We start from the raw sequence: 17443 nt of genomic DNA, 5'->3' as shown, positions 1-17443 counted from the left end.
GCATTTGTTATGCAAAAAAAGAAAGTAATAATTGATTGTGATCCAGGGATAGACGACTCTCTGGCGATTCTTCTAGCATTAAACTCACCAGAGCTAGAAGTAATAGGGATTACTACATGTAGTGGTAATGTACCTGCAAAATTAGGAGCAATAAACGCTCTAAAAGCACTTCAAATGTGTTCTTCACTTAACGTACCAGTGTACTATGGGGAAGAAGAACCACTAAAAAGAGAACTTGTAACAGCACAAGATACCCACGGAGAAGACGGTATTGGAGAAAACTTCTATGAAGAAGTAAGTGAAGCTAAAGTACTTAGTGGTGGAGTAGATTTTATAATTGATACTTTAAGAAATAATGATAATGTATCTATAATTGCTCTAGGACCATTAACAAACATAGCAAAATCACTTATGAAAGACAAAGAAGCTTTCGAAAACGTAGATGAATTTATATCTATGGGAGGAGCATTTAGAATCCATGGAAACTGCTCACCAGTAGCCGAATTTAATTATTGGGTAGATCCACATGCAGCAGATTATGTTTACAAGAACTTATCTAAAAAAATTCACATGGTAGGACTTGATGTAACAAGAAAAATTGTACTTACGCCAAATATAATCGAGTTTATTAATAGACTTGACACTAAGCTTGCTAAGTATATAACTGAAATAACAAGATTTTATATTGATTTCCATTGGGAACAAGAGGGTATAATAGGTTGTGTAATCAATGATCCTCTAGCTGTAGCATACTTTATTGACAGAAGTATATGCACGGGATTTGATTCATATGTTGAGGTAGTAGAAGATGGAGTCGCTATGGGGCAATCTGTTGTTGATTCATTTAATTTCTACAAAAATAACCCAAATGCACATGTACTAACTGATACAGATGAAAAGAAGTTTATGTATATGTTCTTAAAGAGGTTATTTAAGGGATATGAAGACATTATAGACTCTGTAGAAGGAGTGATATAATGGAGAAAAAGATTTCAGTAAGAGTGCTTACTTTATTAGGTTTTGGGGTAGCATTAAATATAGTTGGAGCGTTTATTGCTCTTAGTTTAAGACTTCCAATATACATTGACTCAGTAGGTACAATATTAATAGCTTGTTTATTAGGACCCAAATATGCAGTAATTACAGGAGTATGTGGAAGTTTAGTAAGTGGTATGACATTTGATGTTTACTCACTTTATTTTGCACCAGTACAGATTTCAACAGGATTACTAGCAGGGCTTATGTATCAAAAAGGATTTTTAAGTGGAGTAAAAACACCAATTGGTGTACTAATATTTGCACTTCCAACATCTATAATTAGTTCAGTAATTGCGGCTATGGTATTTGGAGGAGTAACATCTTCAGGCTCATCTTACATTGTACAAATTTTAAAAGTACTAGGAGTAGGGGATGTAGCTAGTGTATTTATTACTCAATTCTTTACTGATTATGCAGATAAATTTGTAGCTGTAGCCTTAGTAGGTCTTGGAGTCAATGCTATACCAAAGAGTGTTAGATTAAGCATGACAGCTAATAAATAAGGAGGCATCATGGATAGATATAGTTGTATAGAAAATAAAAATCAAAGAGAAATAGTATTGCTTAAAGGATTCCCTTGTGTATGGGGGAAATGCTCTTTCTGTGATTATATAGATGATAATTCAACTTTAGAGGATGAAATGAATAAATTAAACTTTGAAGTTTTAGATAATATAAGTGGTAAATACAAAGTATTAGAAGTTATAAACTCTGGAAGTTGTTTTGAACTTCCAAAAGCAACATTAGAAAAAATTAGACAAATAGTAATAGAAAAAGATATAAAAAAGTTGTTTTTAGAAAGTCATTGGTGCTATAGAAATAGAATAAAAGAAATGAGAGATTACTTTGGTATTCCTATAGTATTTAAAATAGGAGTAGAAAGTTTTGATTATGACTTTAGAAATATATTCTTAAATAAAAATGCTAAATTTAAAACTGTAGAAGAGTTGAAAGAGCATTTTGATTCACCTTGTATGATGGTAGGTATAAAAGGTCAGACTAAAGAAATCATTGATAGAGATATGGAGATTATTCAAAATGATTTTGAACATGCAACTGTAAATGTATTTGTAAATAATACTACTGAACTAAAAAGAGATGAAAAGTTAGTAAAATGGTTTGAAGAGAAATATTCTTTCCTAGATGATAATCCTAAAATTGAAGTATTGCATAACAATACTGATTTTGGAGTAGGAGATTAGTTTATAGCATATAGAAGCGATTAGTAGATAATTTACTAGTCGCTTTTTTTTATATAAGAAGATTATAGATAAATTATTTAATAAAATAACAATTTATACTGTAAATAGTAGTTTTTTCTGCCAAAATTTATGATACAATATAAAAAAGAAGAAAGTAAATAAACAATTTCTTGCAAAATACTCAAAAATGCAAGGAAAAACGTTTACATGGGTCAAGATGGTATAAATTTATCAGAATAATACTTTACAAAGTAGATTAGAATTTAGTAGAGTAGTAAAGTGACAATTTAAAAAGAAAAGGAAAAATTGACGGAGGACTATAAATAAATGCAAGCAAATGAAAGAATAGAAAAATTTTTAGCACTACAAAATAAGAATATTAAATTTGATGATATTTCAAAGGAATTAGGAGTTGCTTCAAAAACCCTAAGATCTTTTTTAAATAAAAAAGGTTACAAAATGGAAGAAGGAGTATACAAGCTTAAAGAGGAAGCAAAAGATGCTAACCAAATAGCTTTTACTGAAATAAAAGAAAAATCTCCTAAGAGCGCGGCTAAGAAGGCTAAAACTACAGAAACTATTAAAAGCACAAATAAAGAAGTAGCAAAAGAAACAAAACCTAAAGTAAAATCAAAAGCTACTACAAAATCAGTTAGCAAGGAAAAGGAAACAACTATAGCTAGTAAAGCAAAATCGAATACAAGTACAACAAGCAAAGCAAAAGCTACTACTAATGCAGTAAGTAAAGTAAAGCCTAAAAAAGATAGAAAAATAAATATCATACAAGAAGACTTAGATAAGTTATGTGAAGTGTATGATTGGTATCTAGAAGTAAAAGACAATAAGACATTTAAGCCTAAGAAAGCTTCTAACAAGAAAGATATAGTATTAGATGAAGCAAAGATTGATGAATTAAAATCTACGACAATAAGGTTAGAGAAGTCGACATGGGAAGATTTTGAGAGACTTTGCAGCAATTCTGAGTACAGTAAGCAAGAAATAATAACACAAGCATTAAAAGATTTTATGAAGGAATATAAATATCTATTATAAAATTAGGAAGAATAAGTAGACAATATAAATGATGAATTTATTATCTCTTATTGGTAATAAATATATGAGGAGTTTATATATGAATAAAGCATTAAAAAAATCAAGCATAATAATTATCTTAATAGCTATTAATATAATAGTTATTACAGGCTGTTCTATGAAAAAAACAGACAATTTTAATGGAGAAATAATAGAATCACCAAAAGTAGTACTTAAAAAAGAAAATGCCAATGCACTTAACATAGAAAATAGAGAAATTGTTAATATATCTAATAGTGAAAATCTACAACCGATTAAAATAAAGAACGTTGAGTCTTTTGATATATATAAAATTAGCTTAAAATATGAGGAACTTGATGAAAATAAAAATGTTATTGTAGAATCAAAAACAGTTTTAGACATGACTTTAAGCCCTGGAGAGACTGCATACGTTTGGTATGAACACCAAAAATATACAGACAATATAAGAGTAGTTGGTTATAGATATGAAACTGATGGACAATTTGCAAGTATCAATTTCGAAAAGGATACAGTAAATATAAAAGAAAGCAAAGATAAATTAGAAGATAGTAATAAATATGAGATACTAGCTATTTCTGATATGAATAGAGTCAATGAATCAAAAGAAGGGGATACTTATAAAGTTAAAGTGAGAAATTCTTCACCTAAAGACCTGGGGAATATTATATTAAAGATTGGTGAACTAAATGAAGATGGAGAATATATAAATGTAAGTTCTGTAGCATCTAATAGAGTATTAAGGTCTGAAGAAGAAATAGAAATAGATACCATAGTATCTAATAAGGCAACAGCTTCAAAGGTTATAGGATATACTTATGATGATCCACAAGACAAAATGAATGTAGTAATAGATCTTAAATCACACAAGGCTAAAGTTAAGTCCTAGGTATAATTAATGTACATTTGAGAATACTATTTATACCTAAGGAGTGATGACAATGGATAATAATTATAGTGGTATGGATTATGAGCAGATGAATGCTACTCTAGCAAACCCAGAGTTTGCAAACTGGTATTATAGCAAAATGTCAGAAGATAACGATGGAGAAACTGTAGATATAGACCATTTCGTAAAAATGATCCAAGAATATTCACAAACTCAGCTTAAATAGTTAAAAATTAAAACAATATCTCAAAACGTTATGTTATCTAATAGATAGCATGACGTTTTTTTATTATTAAATAAATATAGTAAATAAAAATATAATTATGGCAGATAAATTATTTCTTCATGAAAAAAGTCACATTTTATCTATTTTTGAATAATATTATATTAGAAGAGAAGAAATTCTCTAAATATAAAAGAAGGGTGATACTTTATGAGTTCTTTAAATAGAAGAAGATTAAATAGAGGGAATGGATTCTGTGGTGGATCCAAAAAATCTTGTGGAAATAAAATGAACAAATGTCACTGCAACAACAACGATAATAACAATTGTGATAGATTTAAAGAAATTGCTAGAGAAAAATGCGATAAAGCTACAGCTCTAAGTAATAAAGCAGAAAGAGTAGCTCAACAAGCTAAAAGAGCAGAAGAAAGAGCAGAAGCACTAAGAGCAGAAGCTATAGAAGAATGTAAGAGAGCAAATTGTTTATGGGATGATTTTGAAGATCTTAATAATCAAAGTTTAGAATTAATGGAAGAAGCTCAAGAGTGTTTAGAAGCAGCTGCAAAATGTCTTCAAGAGAGATTCTCAGATGACTTTGGATGCGACATAAATGATTTTGGCGCTGACGCAGTTGACGATGATGATAATGGATGTAATTGCCACCATAAGAACAATGGTTGTGGCTGCGGGTGTGGATGCCGTTAATTAATAAATAAAATAACTATAAAAGTAAAAAATGAGCTATACATTGCTCATTTTTTACCTTACATAAGAAATATATTTTATGTAATATCACATAAATTTTAAGATTAAAGCTTTTGAACATTTATTGCAGATGGACCTCTATCAGCTTGAGTTATATCAAAAGTAACCTCTTGACCTTCGTGTAAGTCTTTGTTATGACCTTCTTCTTTAACGCTTGTATGATGAACAAAAACGTCATTTCCATCGTTAGCTGATATAAAACCATATCCTCTTTCATTATCAAACCATTTAACAACACCAGTAAAATTAGCCACTATAAATACCTTCTTTCAAATTATATTAATAAATTTATTTTTATAGATAGTATTTGTATAAAGTTGAATTTTTATAATTGGAAAATAAAAGAGTATCTAAAGCTATGCTCTCGATACTCTTTTTATAAAAAATTTAATTATTATGAGACTGAGATTTAGAAGCAATCTCCCATAGAACATAGTATTAATAGGATAATTAAGAAAGGTATCCAAGCCATAATATCTATGTTGCACCAAGTATCACCAAAAGCTAGGAACAAGAAGAATAATATTATTATCCACCAAGCTCCACCACCAAAGAATCCATTGTCACCAAAAAATCTGTCTAGCATTATTTGCTACCCCCTTGTTGATAGTTAAATTATATTGAGTTGTCTCTCTCCATATATACTATGCAAGACATGTACATATAGGTTACCTATTTGAATAAATTTTTAAAAATAAAATTATGCAACTAGCCTGTATAATTGTTTAGAAATAGAAGCTAATATATTTATTTTAAGGAAAATAAAGTAAATTTACATTTTCGACAAATAGTAACAAAATATTTGAAAACGATATGATATATTATATATATAATTATCTGTGGGAGGATAATTCTAGGGAAAAGGAAAACATTTGGAGAGTAATCGTATTAAGAATTAGTGGGACAGAAGCAAAAAAGAATCGGAGAAATTATTTCAATAGTGCTGTATATAAATCTAATTAGGGAAGATTTATATACAGCTTTTTTCTTTAAATAAGTTACATTGATTCAATAATTAATACAGCATAAAAGTATTATTTTTTATTTTGCCACAAATCAACGTATCTATCTAAAATTCTTCTAAGTGCAATACCTATCTCAGCATATGCCTCATCATAAAGATTAGCTAAAGAAATTCTAATAGACCACTCAGGTCCTGCAAAACCACCTCCGCCAAGTAATACAATTGATGATTCCTGTGCTAAATCAAATAAAATATCTACAGGCTTGTAATTGTTTTGAAGGTAATTTGCAAACTCACTTCCATGATTTTCACTAGCCCATTCAAGTAAGTCAAATTGAGTATAATAAGCTGCATCATAAGGTATATTAGGAAGCTTAAGATCTAGACTTTCAAATAATAATTTCTTTCGTTTATGGCATATATCTATAGTAGCATTTTTGTAGTTGTTTTCCTTATCAATAAGGGCAAATGCTGAGAAAAATGCCATTTGAACTTGTTGAGGAGTAGATAGACCAGCTGTATGATTTAAGGCTACTTGTCTACTGTCAGCAACTATTCGATTAATAAAAGGAACCTTACTCGGACTAGTGTCCATATCAGCATATCTTTTATTTGTTCTTTTCTTAATAGAATAAGGTAGTTGTTCTATTAAGGTATCAAATACATTGTTCTCATGTAAAGCAAGTGTTCCAAGTCTCCAACCTGTCACACCAAAATATTTTGAATATGAATAAGATCCAAGTGTATTATAAGGAAGTTCTGCCATTAATGACTTAAATCCATGTACAAATGTACCATACACATCATCTGAAATAATCATAAGATTAGGGTTATGATTGTTTACAATATCAACTAATTTACTAGTACACTCAGGAGATATAGCAACTGATGGTGGATTACTAGGATTAACTACAAATAAAGCTTTAATATCCTTATCAGATAGTTTCTCAAGCTCATTATCAGAACACTGCCAAGTATGTTTACCATTTGAGTTCTTTTTATTAGAATTAATATACACAACTTCAAATTCGTATCTAGGAAGATGAGGTATTTCTAAATAAGGTGTAAAAATAGGCGTAATTATTGCTATTTTATCTCCTTTTAACAATAAGTTATTTGCAATTAAAGAGTCAAAAACGTAGCACATGGCAGCAGTTGCACCTTCTACTGCAAATACATTAAAATCTCCACCTTTATCAATATCATACTTCATTTCTTGTTTTAAATATTCTTTTACTATTTTTTCTATATGCACAAGCATTCTGTCAGGGAAAGGGTAGTTGTCACCAAGTATTGCATCGGTTAACTCATAAACAAAGCTGTCAGGATCAAAATTAAGTATATTTATTCCATAGTCAATTATATTTTTTAGAAGGTCAATACAAGGCAAATTAGGATTATCATTTATATATTTATATAGTCTTTTAGAAATATCTGATTTTCTAGGCATTCCTGTCAACTCTCCATTATCCCAAGATGCACGACTCTCAGTAATTGCAAAGTGGCCAAATGTAAAAAAAGCTTCACGTGGGGAAGCAGCAAGCCAGTTTGGATTTCCTCTTCCGGCATCTAAAAGTGTTCTTGTACTTTTTTTGTTAGAAGTAGTAGCAAGTTCTATAAGTTTATTTTTAAATTCAAAAGGACTAATACTTCCATAAATATTTTCAAGTTCTTGTCTCTTTATATTAATTGTATCCATTAGAGATTTCTCCTTATTAATTTGTCTATTTAAATCTATATTATGTTTCTACTGTTAAAATATGCAGTTGAGATAATAAAAAAACTACCTTGAAAAATATTTTTATTATTTTCAAGGTAGTTATATATTTTAATTATTTGATTTTATTTACTATGCTTTCTAAAGTAGAGTCTAGCTCATCGCTTATCTCAGTTACACCATGATGAGTTATATTTACTATTTCCTTAGTCATAGGAAGCTCTCCTAGTAAGCTTAAGTTCATATCTGACAAGAACTTTTCAGTTTCATCACCATCGAATAATTTTATTTTCTTGTCGCAGTCAGGACATTGTATGTAGCTCATATTTTCCACAACACCTAGTACATCAATATTAAGCATATTAGCCATCTTAACAGCTTTAGAAACTATCATTGATACTAAATCTTGAGGAATAGATACCATAACGATTCCATTTATAGGAATATTTTGCATTACTGTTAAAGCAACATCTCCAGTGCCTGGAGGCATATCTATTAATAAGTAATCTAACTCGCCCCAAAGTACATCAGTGTAGAATTGCTTTACAGCATTTGAAACTATTGGACCTTTCCAAACTATAGGCTCACTTTCACTAGCAACCATCAGATTAATAGACATTACTTTTATATTTTGAGGGTTACATATAGGCACTATACCTTTTCCATTAGAAAAAGCTTTTGCATCTTTAACACCCATAAGTCTAGGTATACTAGGACCTGTTATATCGGCATCAAGTATTCCGACTGTATAACCCATTGAATTTAATTTTTTAGCAAGAAGAGAAGTTACAGTAGATTTTCCAACTCCACCCTTACCACTCATTACTCCGATTATGTTTTTTATTTTATTATTAGGATTGTTTATTATATTACATCCTGTATCTTTAGTTGAACATTTATTTTTTGATGGACATGAATTACAATTTGACATTTTCCACCCTCCAATTTTGAAAAATTTCTTATAGCAACGAGCTAGATAAGATAATCTAAAATGATTTATTAATTATATACCCTATACACTACAATAGAATCAGAAAAATTTATAGGGGGATGTCAAAATTTACTTTTAAAGCAAATCTTTTAATTCTAGTAAATTGTTTATTTCATAATTTGGAACAAAATCTGAATCGTTAATCTTTTTACCTAAGTTAAACCAACATGTGTCTATGCCTGCATTTATTCCACCCTTTATATCTGAGTTTAGGCTATCTCCTATCATTAAAACAGAAGACTTATCTGTATGATTTAAATTACTAAGAGCATGTTCAAAAATCTTAGGGTCTGGCTTTGCAATTTTTATCTCATCTGAAATAACTACATCATCGAAGAAGTTTGAAACAGTAGACTTCTTTATTCTTCTGTTTTGAACATCTGCAAGTCCATTTGTAATTATGCTTATTTTATACTTATCACTTAGATAAGAAAGTATTTCATAAGTTTCTTCGTACAAGAAAGAACCATCACCTAAAAAATCTACATACATAGAACTAAGCTCATTAGCATCATAAGTTATACCTAGGTTATAAGCAAATCTTCTGAAGCGCTCAACCTTTAGATCTGATGAAGAGATTAAACCTTGTTCAAACTCTTCCCATATTTTTGTATTTACTTTTTTATATTCTGTTATACAATAATCCTTATCGAACTCAGTTTCGATACTATCCATTAATTTATCTAAAGCAAAATCCTGTGTCTTCTTAAAATCAAATAGAGTATCATCTGCATCGAAAAAAATAACCTTATATTTCATATCCTATCTCCCTCTTGTTTATAATATAAAATGATTTGATAATTAATTTATTATATCATAAAATTTAGTAATGAAAGTTGTGTGTTATAATAATAGGCACTAAGTATCTATAAAAAGGGGAGAAAAATGAAATTAAATAAAATACACCATGTAGCAATAATTTGTTCAGACTATGAAAAATCAAAAGACTTTTACGTAAATATATTAAATTTAAAAGTTATAAATGAGTGCTATAGAGAAGATAGAGAATCTTATAAATTAGATTTACAGATAGGAGATAGTCAAATTGAATTATTTTCTTTTAAAAATCCTCCAAAACGAAGTAGCTATCCAGAAGCTTGCGGACTGAGACATTTATGTTTCGAAGTAGATAATATCAATGAAATTGTGAAAGAATTAAACTTTAGAGGAATAGAAGTTGAAAATATAAGAATAGATGATTTAACAGGAAGAAAATTCACTTTTTTTAATGACCCAGATGATTTACCTATAGAATTATATGAAAGATAGTTAATTAATCTAAAGATATATACTCAAGAGCAAATAACAATCATATTATTTAAAATATACTTATGAATAAATATAAAAAACAATAAAAAAGTAGTATGAACATAAATTATATATTCATACTACTTTTTTATTTATCCGATTATTTCATCAACATTTTCATTATTATTAGCTACAGAAACTGATTTATTAGTAAATTTTATACGGTTATGAATTACTAATAAAGAAGTAACAATAGCAGCTAATCCTATCACAAGTTGTATAATCATATAAGTACTATATGATCCAGTTATCATATTTCCCACATGGTAAACTATAAATGCAGCAGCCCATGCAAGTGCAAACTGATAAGTAAATGATCCTAACATCATCTTAGTCCCATATTCCTTTTTCATTGTAGCAAGTACTGCAACGCAAGGAGTGTATAGTGAGCAGAATACTAAAAATGCAAATGCGCTAACTCCAGTGAATAGAGTAGGTAGTACTATATTTAAATCACCATAAAGTATTTCCATAGTTGCTATAACTACTTCTTTTGCTCCAAGACCTGTAATTATAGAAACACCAGCTCTCCAATCACCAAATCCTAAAGGTGCAAATATAGGAGCTATAAAGCCACCAAGAGTTGCAAGGAAGCTATTATCGATATCTGGTGTATATCCACTAAAACTAAATGAAGATAAAGACCATATTATAACTGACATTGCAAACATTATAGTAGTAACTCTTATTAAAAATCCTTTAGATTTACCCCAAGTATTTTTTAATAATCCACCTAATGTAGGTAGGTTATACTTAGGCAACTCTAAGATAAATGGATCTTGGCTTGAATTTATTTTAGTATTTTTTAAGAATAAAGCTACAAGTATTGCCATAACAATTCCTATTAAATAAAGTGAAGTAGTTACAATCGCTTGATTTTTAGGGAAGAATATTGCAACAAATAGCGCATATATAGGAAGCTTAGCACCACACGTCATAAGTGGAGCAATAAGAGCTGTTACTTTTCTATCTGATTCATTATCTAGGGTTCTAGTGGCCATTATAGCAGGAGAAGAACAACCTAATCCCATAACCATTGGTATAAATGCTTTACCAGAAAGACCAACTTTCTTCATAAGATTATCCATTAAAAAAGCAACTCTAGACATATATCCACTATCTTCAAATAGTGAAAGACCAAAGAATAAAACAAATATCAGAGGGAAGAAAGATAAAGCACCCCCTAAGCTATTTATAATACCATCAGATATTAATGAACTAAACCAAGGACTAGAGTTTATAAGCATCTCACTTACAGGAGAAGCAACATAACCATCTATAAATTCCTCAACAAAACCTTGAAGTGGACCACCTACCCAGTCAAAAGTAAATTTAAATAAAGTAAATAATAGCCCTATAAATACTGGATAAGCTAAGATGGGGTTAAGTGCAATATCATCAATTTTGTCAGATATAGTTTTTTTACTATTTTTTTGATATTTAACAGATTTTGATAGTATCTTTTCTATCTCAAAATATGTCTTCTTTTCGTCTTCAGGAAAATCTATGTAAGTACAAGGTGACTTTTCAAGAGATTCAATGGCTTCTTTAATTTGACTCTTACAAGAATCTTTTTTTGCTACCATCGGAATAATTTTTATGTTAAGATGTGATTCTAGTTTTTTATAATCTATGCTAATACCTTTAGTAGAAGCGATATCTGTCATGTTTAATAAAACAATAATAGGTTTGTTGTATTTCATAAGTTGAGTAGTAAGATATAAATTTCTAGATAGATTAGAAGCATCTACAACGTTTAATATTACATCTACTTTCTCATTTGATAAGTAATTCTTAGAAATCTTTTCTTCATTTGAATATGTATCCATGGCATAGATACCAGGTAAATCTACTATATTAATATCTTCGCCTAAAGTACCTTCCTTTTTTTCTATTGTAACTCCAGGCCAGTTTCCAACATGTTGCTTTAGACCTGTTAAAGCATTAAAAACAGTAGTTTTACCTACGTTTGGATTACCAAGCATTGCTACATTAATCATAATATCCCCCTCGTATACTAATTACTCTTTATAAATATATTTTTTGCATCTTCTTTTCTAATTGCTAAGTCAAAACCTCTAAATCTAATTATCATAGGGTCTTTAAGAGGTGCAATTTTTTTTACCTCTATTTCAGTGCCGTTTATAAGACCTAGAGCAAGTAGTCTTTTAGTTAATTTGTCATTTCCTTTTATATTATCTACAATTCCTTTTTGACCTATTTTTAAATTATAAATAGTCATCATTAATACCTCCTAATGAAAATCATTATCATACTATAAATATATGCCTAATTATAGATTTTGTCAATCAATTGATAAAAATTTTCAAATAATATTTAATATGAATTGTAAAATTCTTATAATTAGAAAAACCACAAACAGAGTAAATTGTTTGTGGCTTTCATTTAAACTTGTGCAAAGCAAATTTTATTTTTTAGGAGAGTATTGTCTTAATAATTCCTCTTCGCCCATTTTTACTAGATTCCTAGTTGCAAGTCCTCCAACATAAGGCGCAGAGAATTCATCACTAGAGAAGTTGTTTAATTCACTTGCAATTTCAAGTTTGTATTGGCTAAGAGCCTGTTTTGCGTTAGATTCTATATTTTTATTGTTCATTATATTTTTCTCAGTATTATAATCCATAAATAACCTCCATATATATATCAATACTTAATATCATCAGTATTATTCTTGACATAATAAATAAGTTTATTCAATTTCAAGTAGTAATAACAAGATTTTCATAATAAATGAAGGTGATGAAGCATGGAAAGCAATGTATCAATATGTATTTGCTATATCTCATGGTAGTGAAAGGTTTTACTATGGAGATTGGATAGATAAATAAATATTTAATATAAATGTAGTTAAAATATAAAGGCAAGCAAGATGCTTGAACTCAGTAACTTACTTGCCTTTTATTCATCTTAATACAAAAGTCTCACAACTTTCATTTTCATAGTTAATATCTACATGGATTGCATTGCAAGCACCACTTATATTGTAAGTACAATTAGCTGCACTACAAGATATATTTTGTGTATTAGTTACATCTGTTGATTCTGAATAATTTGAAAGATTAAAAGAAGTACTATTTCTAAAACTATCACAGTATGTTTCAGGAGTTATTTGAGCTTCAAATCCTTCTACTTTTATATGAGAAGCATAACACACATTTGATTTATTAAAGGCACAATTATTAGCCATACAGTTCAGATTACTTTGCATAAATTTCCTCCTAATTTATATTATATTAATATTATGTTGCACTTTATAAAAATTAATTCTTAAACTAGCAAAAAATATAATAAAGGTTAGCTAGCTGAGTAAATTAATAAATAAAATTATACATGGCATAGTGAAAAGGTCTAATAAAAAGGCTCCAACTAAAGGCACGACTAAGAAGGCTTTTTCTGAATAACCATATTTTTGACTTACAGAGCTCATATTTGCTAAGGCATTAGGAGTAGCACCAAGTCCATGTCCAATAAGACCACTTATCATTATAGCAGCATCGAAGTCTTTACCAAGCGCTTTAAAACAAATTAACAAAGCAAATGTAACAATAAATAAAACCTGGCAAAGAACTAATACAATAATCGGTCCAAATAAGCTAGATAGTTTATATAAATCAATGCTCATCAATGCCATGGTTAAAAACATACCAAGAGACACTTCATTTAAAAAGTCTAGTAATTTAAAGTCAAGTTTGACAAATTGTACTTTTTCATTTAAATTTCTAAAAATTACAGCTACAAACATACAACAAACAACAGAAGGTAAAATTATATTAGTACTTTTATAAATCAGATTTGTTAAAAAATCGCCTAAGCTCATAGCAAGTAAAATTATCAATATTTGTTCAAAGAAACTTAATGCTGATAAGTTAAATGAAGATGTAGATCGATTTTTGTTGGCTGTATTTGATGATAGACTAGTATTAGTATGACTTGGTTTTAGCTTATATTTCTCAATTAAAAATTTAGCTATAGGACCTCCTATAACACCACCTAAAATAAGCCCAAAGGTTGCAGAAGCTATCCCAACACTACATGCACCGGAAACACCAAGACTCTCTATTGTAGCACCAAAAGCTGCCGCACATCCATGTCCACCTTCCATAGAGATTGTTCCGCACATTAGACCTAAAAGGGGATTGATATGTAAAGATTTTGAAAGAATTATAGTAAGTGTATTTTGACAATAGGCTAGTATGCCGCAAAGTATCCAATATGTAAATAAAAGCTTGCCACCTTTTTTTACTAAAGAAAGGCTAACTCCAAGACCTATTATAGTAAAAAAGAAAGTCATAAAATAAGGCATTAAAGTAGTATCCATACTTACACTACATATATTAAATATATTTAAAAATAATGTCAGGATACAAAACATTAATCCGCCGATTACAGGAGATGGTATACAAAATTTATTAAATAATGAAAACCTATTTTTAATTACACCTCCTAGTAAATAAAGAACTATTGCTAGTATTAGGGTTTGCATAATATCAAGCTGTATAGAAAACAATTAACCTCCTCCTTATAAAAAAATAAATATTAATATTAAATATATTAACAAGAAGGTATAAATATACTTGTACAAAAGTAAAATATATTTGAAAAAATTAAGAATAATCATTGACAATAGTTAGGAAAATAGATAGAATAATAGAAATATATTTTTCGTATAAACTAATAATAAGGATTAGTGTATCTACCAGAAACCGTAAATTTCTGATTACGAAGAAGGTCTATTTATTGCGCCTTCTTTGTGGTCAGAAATTTTTTTATACAAAAATAAGCATATGAATAAGAAGATAAATTGAAAAATTTAAATATACTAATAGATAATAAAAGGAGATGTTGTCATGTTAAGAAAATTGCCTAAAATAGAATTACATTGCCATTTAGACGGAAGCGTAAGGTTAAATACAATAATTGAGGTTGCAAAGCAAGAAAATATTGAGTTACCAAGTTTTGAAGTTGAAACTTTAGACTCACTTATTAAAGTACCTGAAGATTGTACATCTCTTGAAGAATATTTGAAAAGATTTGATTTACCTAATAAAATAATGCAATCAAAGTCTAGTTTAAAAAGGATTGCTTTTGAGTTGTTAGAAGATTGTGCTAGGGAAAATGTAAAATATATAGAGGTAAGATTTGCGCCATCTTTGCATAGACAAAAGGGGTTAAGTTTAGAAGAAATAATAGAAAGCGTATTAGAAGGTATGCATGAAGCTGAGAAAATATATGATATTAAATCTAACTTAATAATAGGATGTATGAGATCTATGAGCGTTGAAGAAGCTTTTTCAGTAGTAAATGCAGGGGAAAAATATTTAAATAGAGGAGTAGTAGCAGTAGATTTATGTGGAATAGAGTTAGAAGGGTTTGCAAGTATATATAAAGAGCCAATAGATTTAGCAAGAAGCTTAGGCTATAGGGTTACTATACATGCAGGTGAAGGAGCAAGTGGGAAAAACGTGCTAGATGCAATAAACTTACTAGGGGCAGAAAGAATAGGTCATGGAATAAGAACTAAAGATACTAACGAAGCCTATGATCTAGCTAAGGCAAAAAAAATTGTATTTGAGATGTGTCCAACGAGTAATGTACAGACTAAAGCAATAAATAATTTTTCTAAGCATCCGTTTTATAATTTTTACAAAGATGATATGTTGGTAACTATAAGCACGGATAATAGAACTGTATCAGATATTGATTTAACTAATGAATTAAACATAATATTTGATGAATTTAATATGGGAATAGAAGAATATAGTAAAATATATCTAAATGCAGTAGACGCTTGTTTTGCAGATAGTAATACTAAAGATTGGTTAAGAAGCTTAATATAAAAAAAGTATCTCTTAAGGTTTATACTTAAGGGATACTTTTTTGTAATTTAAATTACTTAAACTTGAGATGTTTAGCCAACAGAGTAACTCAAGCTAAGTTAACTTTAATTATCTTATTATTTCTAAAAAATCAGAAGCACTGTCTAAAAGGTATTTACCTTTATAGTAATCAAGCTTTATATCCTCAAAGTTTTCAATAGCACGTACAGATTTTGGTCTTTCTTCAAATTGACCAAGGATATTTAAATCCTTATCCAAAGCAACAACTGTAGGTCCTTTAAAGCTTTCCTTATCTCTACCTAATATACTTGAAAGATACTTCTTACCTCTAGCCATTGTTATTACAGATATATCAAAGTTAGGGTTAAGTTCACAGAACCTATGTAAAACAGTTGCATTTAGTTGGAAATCTGGACACCATATTTCACCAGAAACTAAAAAAGTAATTTTTTTATCAATATTTATTATTTCATTTATCGTATCATCAGATAAGTTTATACGAGAATAGTTTTTTGGGATTCTAGCTCTTTCGCTTTTAGTTCCCATACCTACTGATGCTTCAAAATTAACGCCTATTTCAAGTAGTTCTTCAAGAGTCATTGTTTCCATATAATACCTCCAAATATTATTCTATACTTTATACTAACATGAATTAATTTCTTTATCTATAAAAAACAAATGTAAGTTTAGGAATTATACATAAAAAAAACTGTATGTGAAAATATAGATATATAGTGCAGAGGAGAGATGATTATGAATTTAGAAGAGGAATATAGCAGTCTAAAATATTTATTAGAAAAGAGAAAATTAACATACTCAGAATTCAACGAAATAATAGGCAATTACTATATAAAAGATTATGAAGAAATAGATGAAAATTATTATATTCTAAAAGTTTTGTGTTCTCCTAGCTTTGTAGATAACAAAAGGTATGATTATTACACAGACTATGTAGAAGTCATCATGTAAGCCGTATTTAACAACTATCAAAGGTAATTAGACTATTTTACATATTTTATTAAGATAGAAATGAAAAAAATGAGGAAACAAAATTAAAATCAAGTTATAATGAATCGGTTATTAAAGGATCAAAATTATATAAAAACAAAGAAAAAAGAAGCATATACATGCTTCTTTTTCTTAACTATATATTAAAATATAATTATATTCTGTTTACGTTTTCAGCTTGAGGACCTCTAGCTCCTTCAGTTATGTCGAAAGATACTTTTTCCCCTTCTTCTAAAGTCTTGTATCCATCACCTTGTATAGCTGAGAAATGTACGAATACGTCATCTCCACCTTCTACAGATATGAATCCAAATCCTTTTTCACTGTTAAACCATTTTACTATTCCGTTTTTCATAAGAAAAAACCTCCATGTTATTAAAAATCCAAACTTTTAAAGCCTGTTTCATAA

Annotated in this window: 22 protein-coding genes and 1 riboswitch; of the genes, 10 read left to right on the top strand and 12 right to left on the bottom strand. The window is 29.0% G+C overall.

Annotation, left to right across the window (positions count from 1 at the left end; translation table 11 throughout):
• The first annotated feature begins 9 nt into the window (after nucleotides 1-9).
• From CHL78_RS08885 to CHL78_RS08860, 7 genes are all read left to right on the top strand, one after another.
• A complete protein-coding gene (locus CHL78_RS08885; RefSeq protein ID WP_094367454.1) occupies nucleotides 10-978 on the top strand; it encodes a nucleoside hydrolase in 969 nt (322 codons plus the stop codon).
• Nucleotides 978-1541, top strand: a complete 564-nt coding sequence (locus tag CHL78_RS08880) for an ECF transporter S component (RefSeq protein ID WP_094367455.1) — start codon at nucleotides 978-980, stop codon at nucleotides 1539-1541. The genes CHL78_RS08885 and CHL78_RS08880 overlap by 1 nt, the downstream gene beginning before the upstream one ends.
• A 9-nt stretch (nucleotides 1542-1550) precedes the next feature.
• Complete coding sequence (locus tag CHL78_RS08875) at nucleotides 1551-2240, top strand: radical SAM protein (RefSeq protein WP_094367456.1); 690 nt, start codon at nucleotides 1551-1553, stop codon at nucleotides 2238-2240.
• A gap of 327 nt (nucleotides 2241-2567) precedes the next feature.
• Nucleotides 2568-3293 carry a hypothetical protein gene (locus CHL78_RS08870; RefSeq protein ID WP_094367457.1) on the top strand — a complete coding sequence of 242 codons (726 nt, stop codon included), beginning with the start codon at nucleotides 2568-2570 and terminating at the stop codon, nucleotides 3291-3293.
• 79 nt (nucleotides 3294-3372) lie between these two features.
• Nucleotides 3373-4200, top strand: a complete 828-nt coding sequence (locus tag CHL78_RS08865; protein WP_094367458.1) for a hypothetical protein — start codon at nucleotides 3373-3375, stop codon at nucleotides 4198-4200.
• A 52-nt stretch (nucleotides 4201-4252) separates the two neighbouring features.
• Nucleotides 4253-4426: a hypothetical protein gene (locus CHL78_RS20730; protein ID WP_158540668.1), complete on the top strand. Its 174-nt coding sequence runs from the start codon at nucleotides 4253-4255 to the stop codon at nucleotides 4424-4426.
• A 207-nt stretch (nucleotides 4427-4633) separates the two neighbouring features.
• Nucleotides 4634-5128, top strand: a complete 495-nt coding sequence (locus tag CHL78_RS08860) for a hypothetical protein (protein ID WP_094367459.1) — start codon at nucleotides 4634-4636, stop codon at nucleotides 5126-5128.
• A 104-nt stretch (nucleotides 5129-5232) separates the two neighbouring features.
• On the opposite strand, the gene CHL78_RS08855 is transcribed toward CHL78_RS08860, so the two are convergent.
• The 5 genes from CHL78_RS08855 to CHL78_RS08835 all read right to left on the bottom strand — a co-directional run bounded on the left by CHL78_RS08855 (nucleotide 5233) and on the right by CHL78_RS08835 (nucleotide 9619).
• Nucleotides 5233-5442, bottom strand: a complete 210-nt coding sequence (locus tag CHL78_RS08855) for a cold-shock protein (RefSeq protein ID WP_094367460.1) — start codon at nucleotides 5440-5442, stop codon at nucleotides 5233-5235.
• Nucleotides 5443-5597: 155 nt separating this feature from the next.
• On the bottom strand, nucleotides 5598-5774 hold the full coding sequence (locus CHL78_RS08850) for a hypothetical protein (protein ID WP_094367461.1): 177 nt from the start codon (nucleotides 5772-5774) through the stop codon (nucleotides 5598-5600).
• 448 nt (nucleotides 5775-6222) lie between these two features.
• The gene (aspD, locus tag CHL78_RS08845; RefSeq protein WP_116041399.1) at nucleotides 6223-7851 is read right to left on the bottom strand and encodes an aspartate 4-decarboxylase; all 1629 of its coding nucleotides are present in this window, start codon (nucleotides 7849-7851) and stop codon (nucleotides 6223-6225) included.
• A 133-nt stretch (nucleotides 7852-7984) separates the two neighbouring features.
• On the bottom strand, nucleotides 7985-8800 hold the full coding sequence (locus tag CHL78_RS08840; RefSeq protein WP_116041397.1) for an Mrp/NBP35 family ATP-binding protein: 816 nt from the start codon (nucleotides 8798-8800) through the stop codon (nucleotides 7985-7987).
• 135 nt (nucleotides 8801-8935) lie between these two features.
• On the bottom strand, nucleotides 8936-9619 hold the full coding sequence (locus CHL78_RS08835) for a YjjG family noncanonical pyrimidine nucleotidase (protein ID WP_116041395.1): 684 nt from the start codon (nucleotides 9617-9619) through the stop codon (nucleotides 8936-8938).
• Nucleotides 9620-9745: 126 nt separating this feature from the next.
• On the opposite strand from CHL78_RS08835, the gene gloA2 reads away from it, so the two are divergent.
• Nucleotides 9746-10129 (top strand): SMU1112c/YaeR family gloxylase I-like metalloprotein, encoded by a 384-nt coding sequence (gene gloA2, locus CHL78_RS08830; protein ID WP_116041393.1) that lies wholly within the window; start codon nucleotides 9746-9748, stop codon nucleotides 10127-10129.
• A 131-nt stretch (nucleotides 10130-10260) separates the two neighbouring features.
• Here the strand turns inward: gloA2 and feoB are convergent, their stop codons facing one another.
• The 5 genes from feoB to gltS form a co-directional block, all read right to left on the bottom strand.
• Nucleotides 10261-12168 carry a ferrous iron transport protein B gene (gene feoB, locus CHL78_RS08825; protein WP_116041391.1) on the bottom strand — a complete coding sequence of 636 codons (1908 nt, stop codon included), beginning with the start codon at nucleotides 12166-12168 and terminating at the stop codon, nucleotides 10261-10263.
• A gap of 17 nt (nucleotides 12169-12185) precedes the next feature.
• A complete protein-coding gene (locus CHL78_RS08820) occupies nucleotides 12186-12410 on the bottom strand; it encodes a FeoA family protein (protein WP_094365929.1) in 225 nt (74 codons plus the stop codon).
• A 186-nt stretch (nucleotides 12411-12596) separates the two neighbouring features.
• The gene (locus tag CHL78_RS08815) at nucleotides 12597-12812 is read right to left on the bottom strand and encodes a small, acid-soluble spore protein, alpha/beta type (RefSeq protein WP_094365930.1); all 216 of its coding nucleotides are present in this window, start codon (nucleotides 12810-12812) and stop codon (nucleotides 12597-12599) included.
• Nucleotides 12813-13091: 279 nt separating this feature from the next.
• Nucleotides 13092-13397 (bottom strand): DUF1540 domain-containing protein, encoded by a 306-nt coding sequence (locus CHL78_RS08805; protein ID WP_094365931.1) that lies wholly within the window; start codon nucleotides 13395-13397, stop codon nucleotides 13092-13094.
• A gap of 90 nt (nucleotides 13398-13487) precedes the next feature.
• Nucleotides 13488-14696 (bottom strand): sodium/glutamate symporter, encoded by a 1209-nt coding sequence (gene gltS, locus CHL78_RS08800; RefSeq protein WP_094365932.1) that lies wholly within the window; start codon nucleotides 14694-14696, stop codon nucleotides 13488-13490.
• A gap of 135 nt (nucleotides 14697-14831) precedes the next feature.
• Nucleotides 14832-14929, top strand: a riboswitch (purine riboswitch).
• A 107-nt stretch (nucleotides 14930-15036) separates the two neighbouring features.
• Between gltS and add the strand changes: the two genes are divergently transcribed.
• Nucleotides 15037-16026, top strand: a complete 990-nt coding sequence (gene add, locus CHL78_RS08795; protein WP_094365933.1) for an adenosine deaminase — start codon at nucleotides 15037-15039, stop codon at nucleotides 16024-16026.
• A 108-nt stretch (nucleotides 16027-16134) separates the two neighbouring features.
• Here add and CHL78_RS08790 read toward each other — a convergent pair whose 3' ends face one another.
• The gene (locus CHL78_RS08790) at nucleotides 16135-16635 is read right to left on the bottom strand and encodes a thioredoxin family protein (RefSeq protein ID WP_094365934.1); all 501 of its coding nucleotides are present in this window, start codon (nucleotides 16633-16635) and stop codon (nucleotides 16135-16137) included.
• 144 nt (nucleotides 16636-16779) lie between these two features.
• On the opposite strand from CHL78_RS08790, the gene CHL78_RS08785 reads away from it, so the two are divergent.
• Nucleotides 16780-16995, top strand: a complete 216-nt coding sequence (locus tag CHL78_RS08785) for a hypothetical protein (protein ID WP_094365935.1) — start codon at nucleotides 16780-16782, stop codon at nucleotides 16993-16995.
• A 193-nt stretch (nucleotides 16996-17188) separates the two neighbouring features.
• Here CHL78_RS08785 and CHL78_RS08780 read toward each other — a convergent pair whose 3' ends face one another.
• A complete protein-coding gene (locus CHL78_RS08780) occupies nucleotides 17189-17389 on the bottom strand; it encodes a cold-shock protein (protein ID WP_094365936.1) in 201 nt (66 codons plus the stop codon).
• Nucleotides 17390-17443 lie beyond the last annotated feature (54 nt).

Origin of the sequence: Romboutsia weinsteinii (assembly GCF_002250835.2) — a bacterium.
In the GTDB taxonomy this organism is placed as follows: Bacteria; Bacillota; Clostridia; order Peptostreptococcales; family Peptostreptococcaceae; genus Romboutsia_A; species Romboutsia_A weinsteinii.
Note: the sequence above shows the minus strand (reverse complement) of the source record. Positions and strands in the feature narration are given on the sequence as shown.

Bases quoted from the DNA above. Each gene is read 5' to 3' on its own strand.
- CHL78_RS08815 (WP_094365930.1), bottom strand. From the start codon at position 12,812: ATGGATTATAATACTGAGAAAAATATAATGAACAATAAAAATATAGAA.
- CHL78_RS08850 (WP_094367461.1), bottom strand. From the start codon at position 5,774: ATGCTAGACAGATTTTTTGGTGACAATGGATTCTTTGGTGGTGGAGCT.
- CHL78_RS08790 (WP_094365934.1), bottom strand. From the start codon at position 16,635: ATGGAAACAATGACTCTTGAAGAACTACTTGAAATAGGCGTTAATTTT.
- CHL78_RS08880 (WP_094367455.1), top strand. From the start codon at position 978: ATGGAGAAAAAGATTTCAGTAAGAGTGCTTACTTTATTAGGTTTTGGG.
- CHL78_RS08885 (WP_094367454.1), top strand. From the start codon at position 10: ATGCAAAAAAAGAAAGTAATAATTGATTGTGATCCAGGGATAGACGAC.
- feoB (WP_116041391.1), bottom strand. From the start codon at position 12,168: ATGATTAATGTAGCAATGCTTGGTAATCCAAACGTAGGTAAAACTACT.
- aspD (WP_116041399.1), bottom strand. From the start codon at position 7,851: ATGGATACAATTAATATAAAGAGACAAGAACTTGAAAATATTTATGGA.
- CHL78_RS20730 (WP_158540668.1), top strand. From the start codon at position 4,253: ATGGATAATAATTATAGTGGTATGGATTATGAGCAGATGAATGCTACT.
- CHL78_RS08875 (WP_094367456.1), top strand. From the start codon at position 1,551: ATGGATAGATATAGTTGTATAGAAAATAAAAATCAAAGAGAAATAGTA.
- CHL78_RS08860 (WP_094367459.1), top strand. From the start codon at position 4,634: ATGAGTTCTTTAAATAGAAGAAGATTAAATAGAGGGAATGGATTCTGT.
- add (WP_094365933.1), top strand. From the start codon at position 15,037: ATGTTAAGAAAATTGCCTAAAATAGAATTACATTGCCATTTAGACGGA.
- CHL78_RS08840 (WP_116041397.1), bottom strand. From the start codon at position 8,800: ATGTCAAATTGTAATTCATGTCCATCAAAAAATAAATGTTCAACTAAA.
- CHL78_RS08835 (WP_116041395.1), bottom strand. From the start codon at position 9,619: ATGAAATATAAGGTTATTTTTTTCGATGCAGATGATACTCTATTTGAT.
- CHL78_RS08870 (WP_094367457.1), top strand. From the start codon at position 2,568: ATGCAAGCAAATGAAAGAATAGAAAAATTTTTAGCACTACAAAATAAG.
- gloA2 (WP_116041393.1), top strand. From the start codon at position 9,746: ATGAAATTAAATAAAATACACCATGTAGCAATAATTTGTTCAGACTAT.
- CHL78_RS08865 (WP_094367458.1), top strand. From the start codon at position 3,373: ATGAATAAAGCATTAAAAAAATCAAGCATAATAATTATCTTAATAGCT.
- CHL78_RS08780 (WP_094365936.1), bottom strand. From the start codon at position 17,389: ATGAAAAACGGAATAGTAAAATGGTTTAACAGTGAAAAAGGATTTGGA.
- CHL78_RS08785 (WP_094365935.1), top strand. From the start codon at position 16,780: ATGAATTTAGAAGAGGAATATAGCAGTCTAAAATATTTATTAGAAAAG.
- CHL78_RS08805 (WP_094365931.1), bottom strand. From the start codon at position 13,397: ATGCAAAGTAATCTGAACTGTATGGCTAATAATTGTGCCTTTAATAAA.
- CHL78_RS08820 (WP_094365929.1), bottom strand. From the start codon at position 12,410: ATGACTATTTATAATTTAAAAATAGGTCAAAAAGGAATTGTAGATAAT.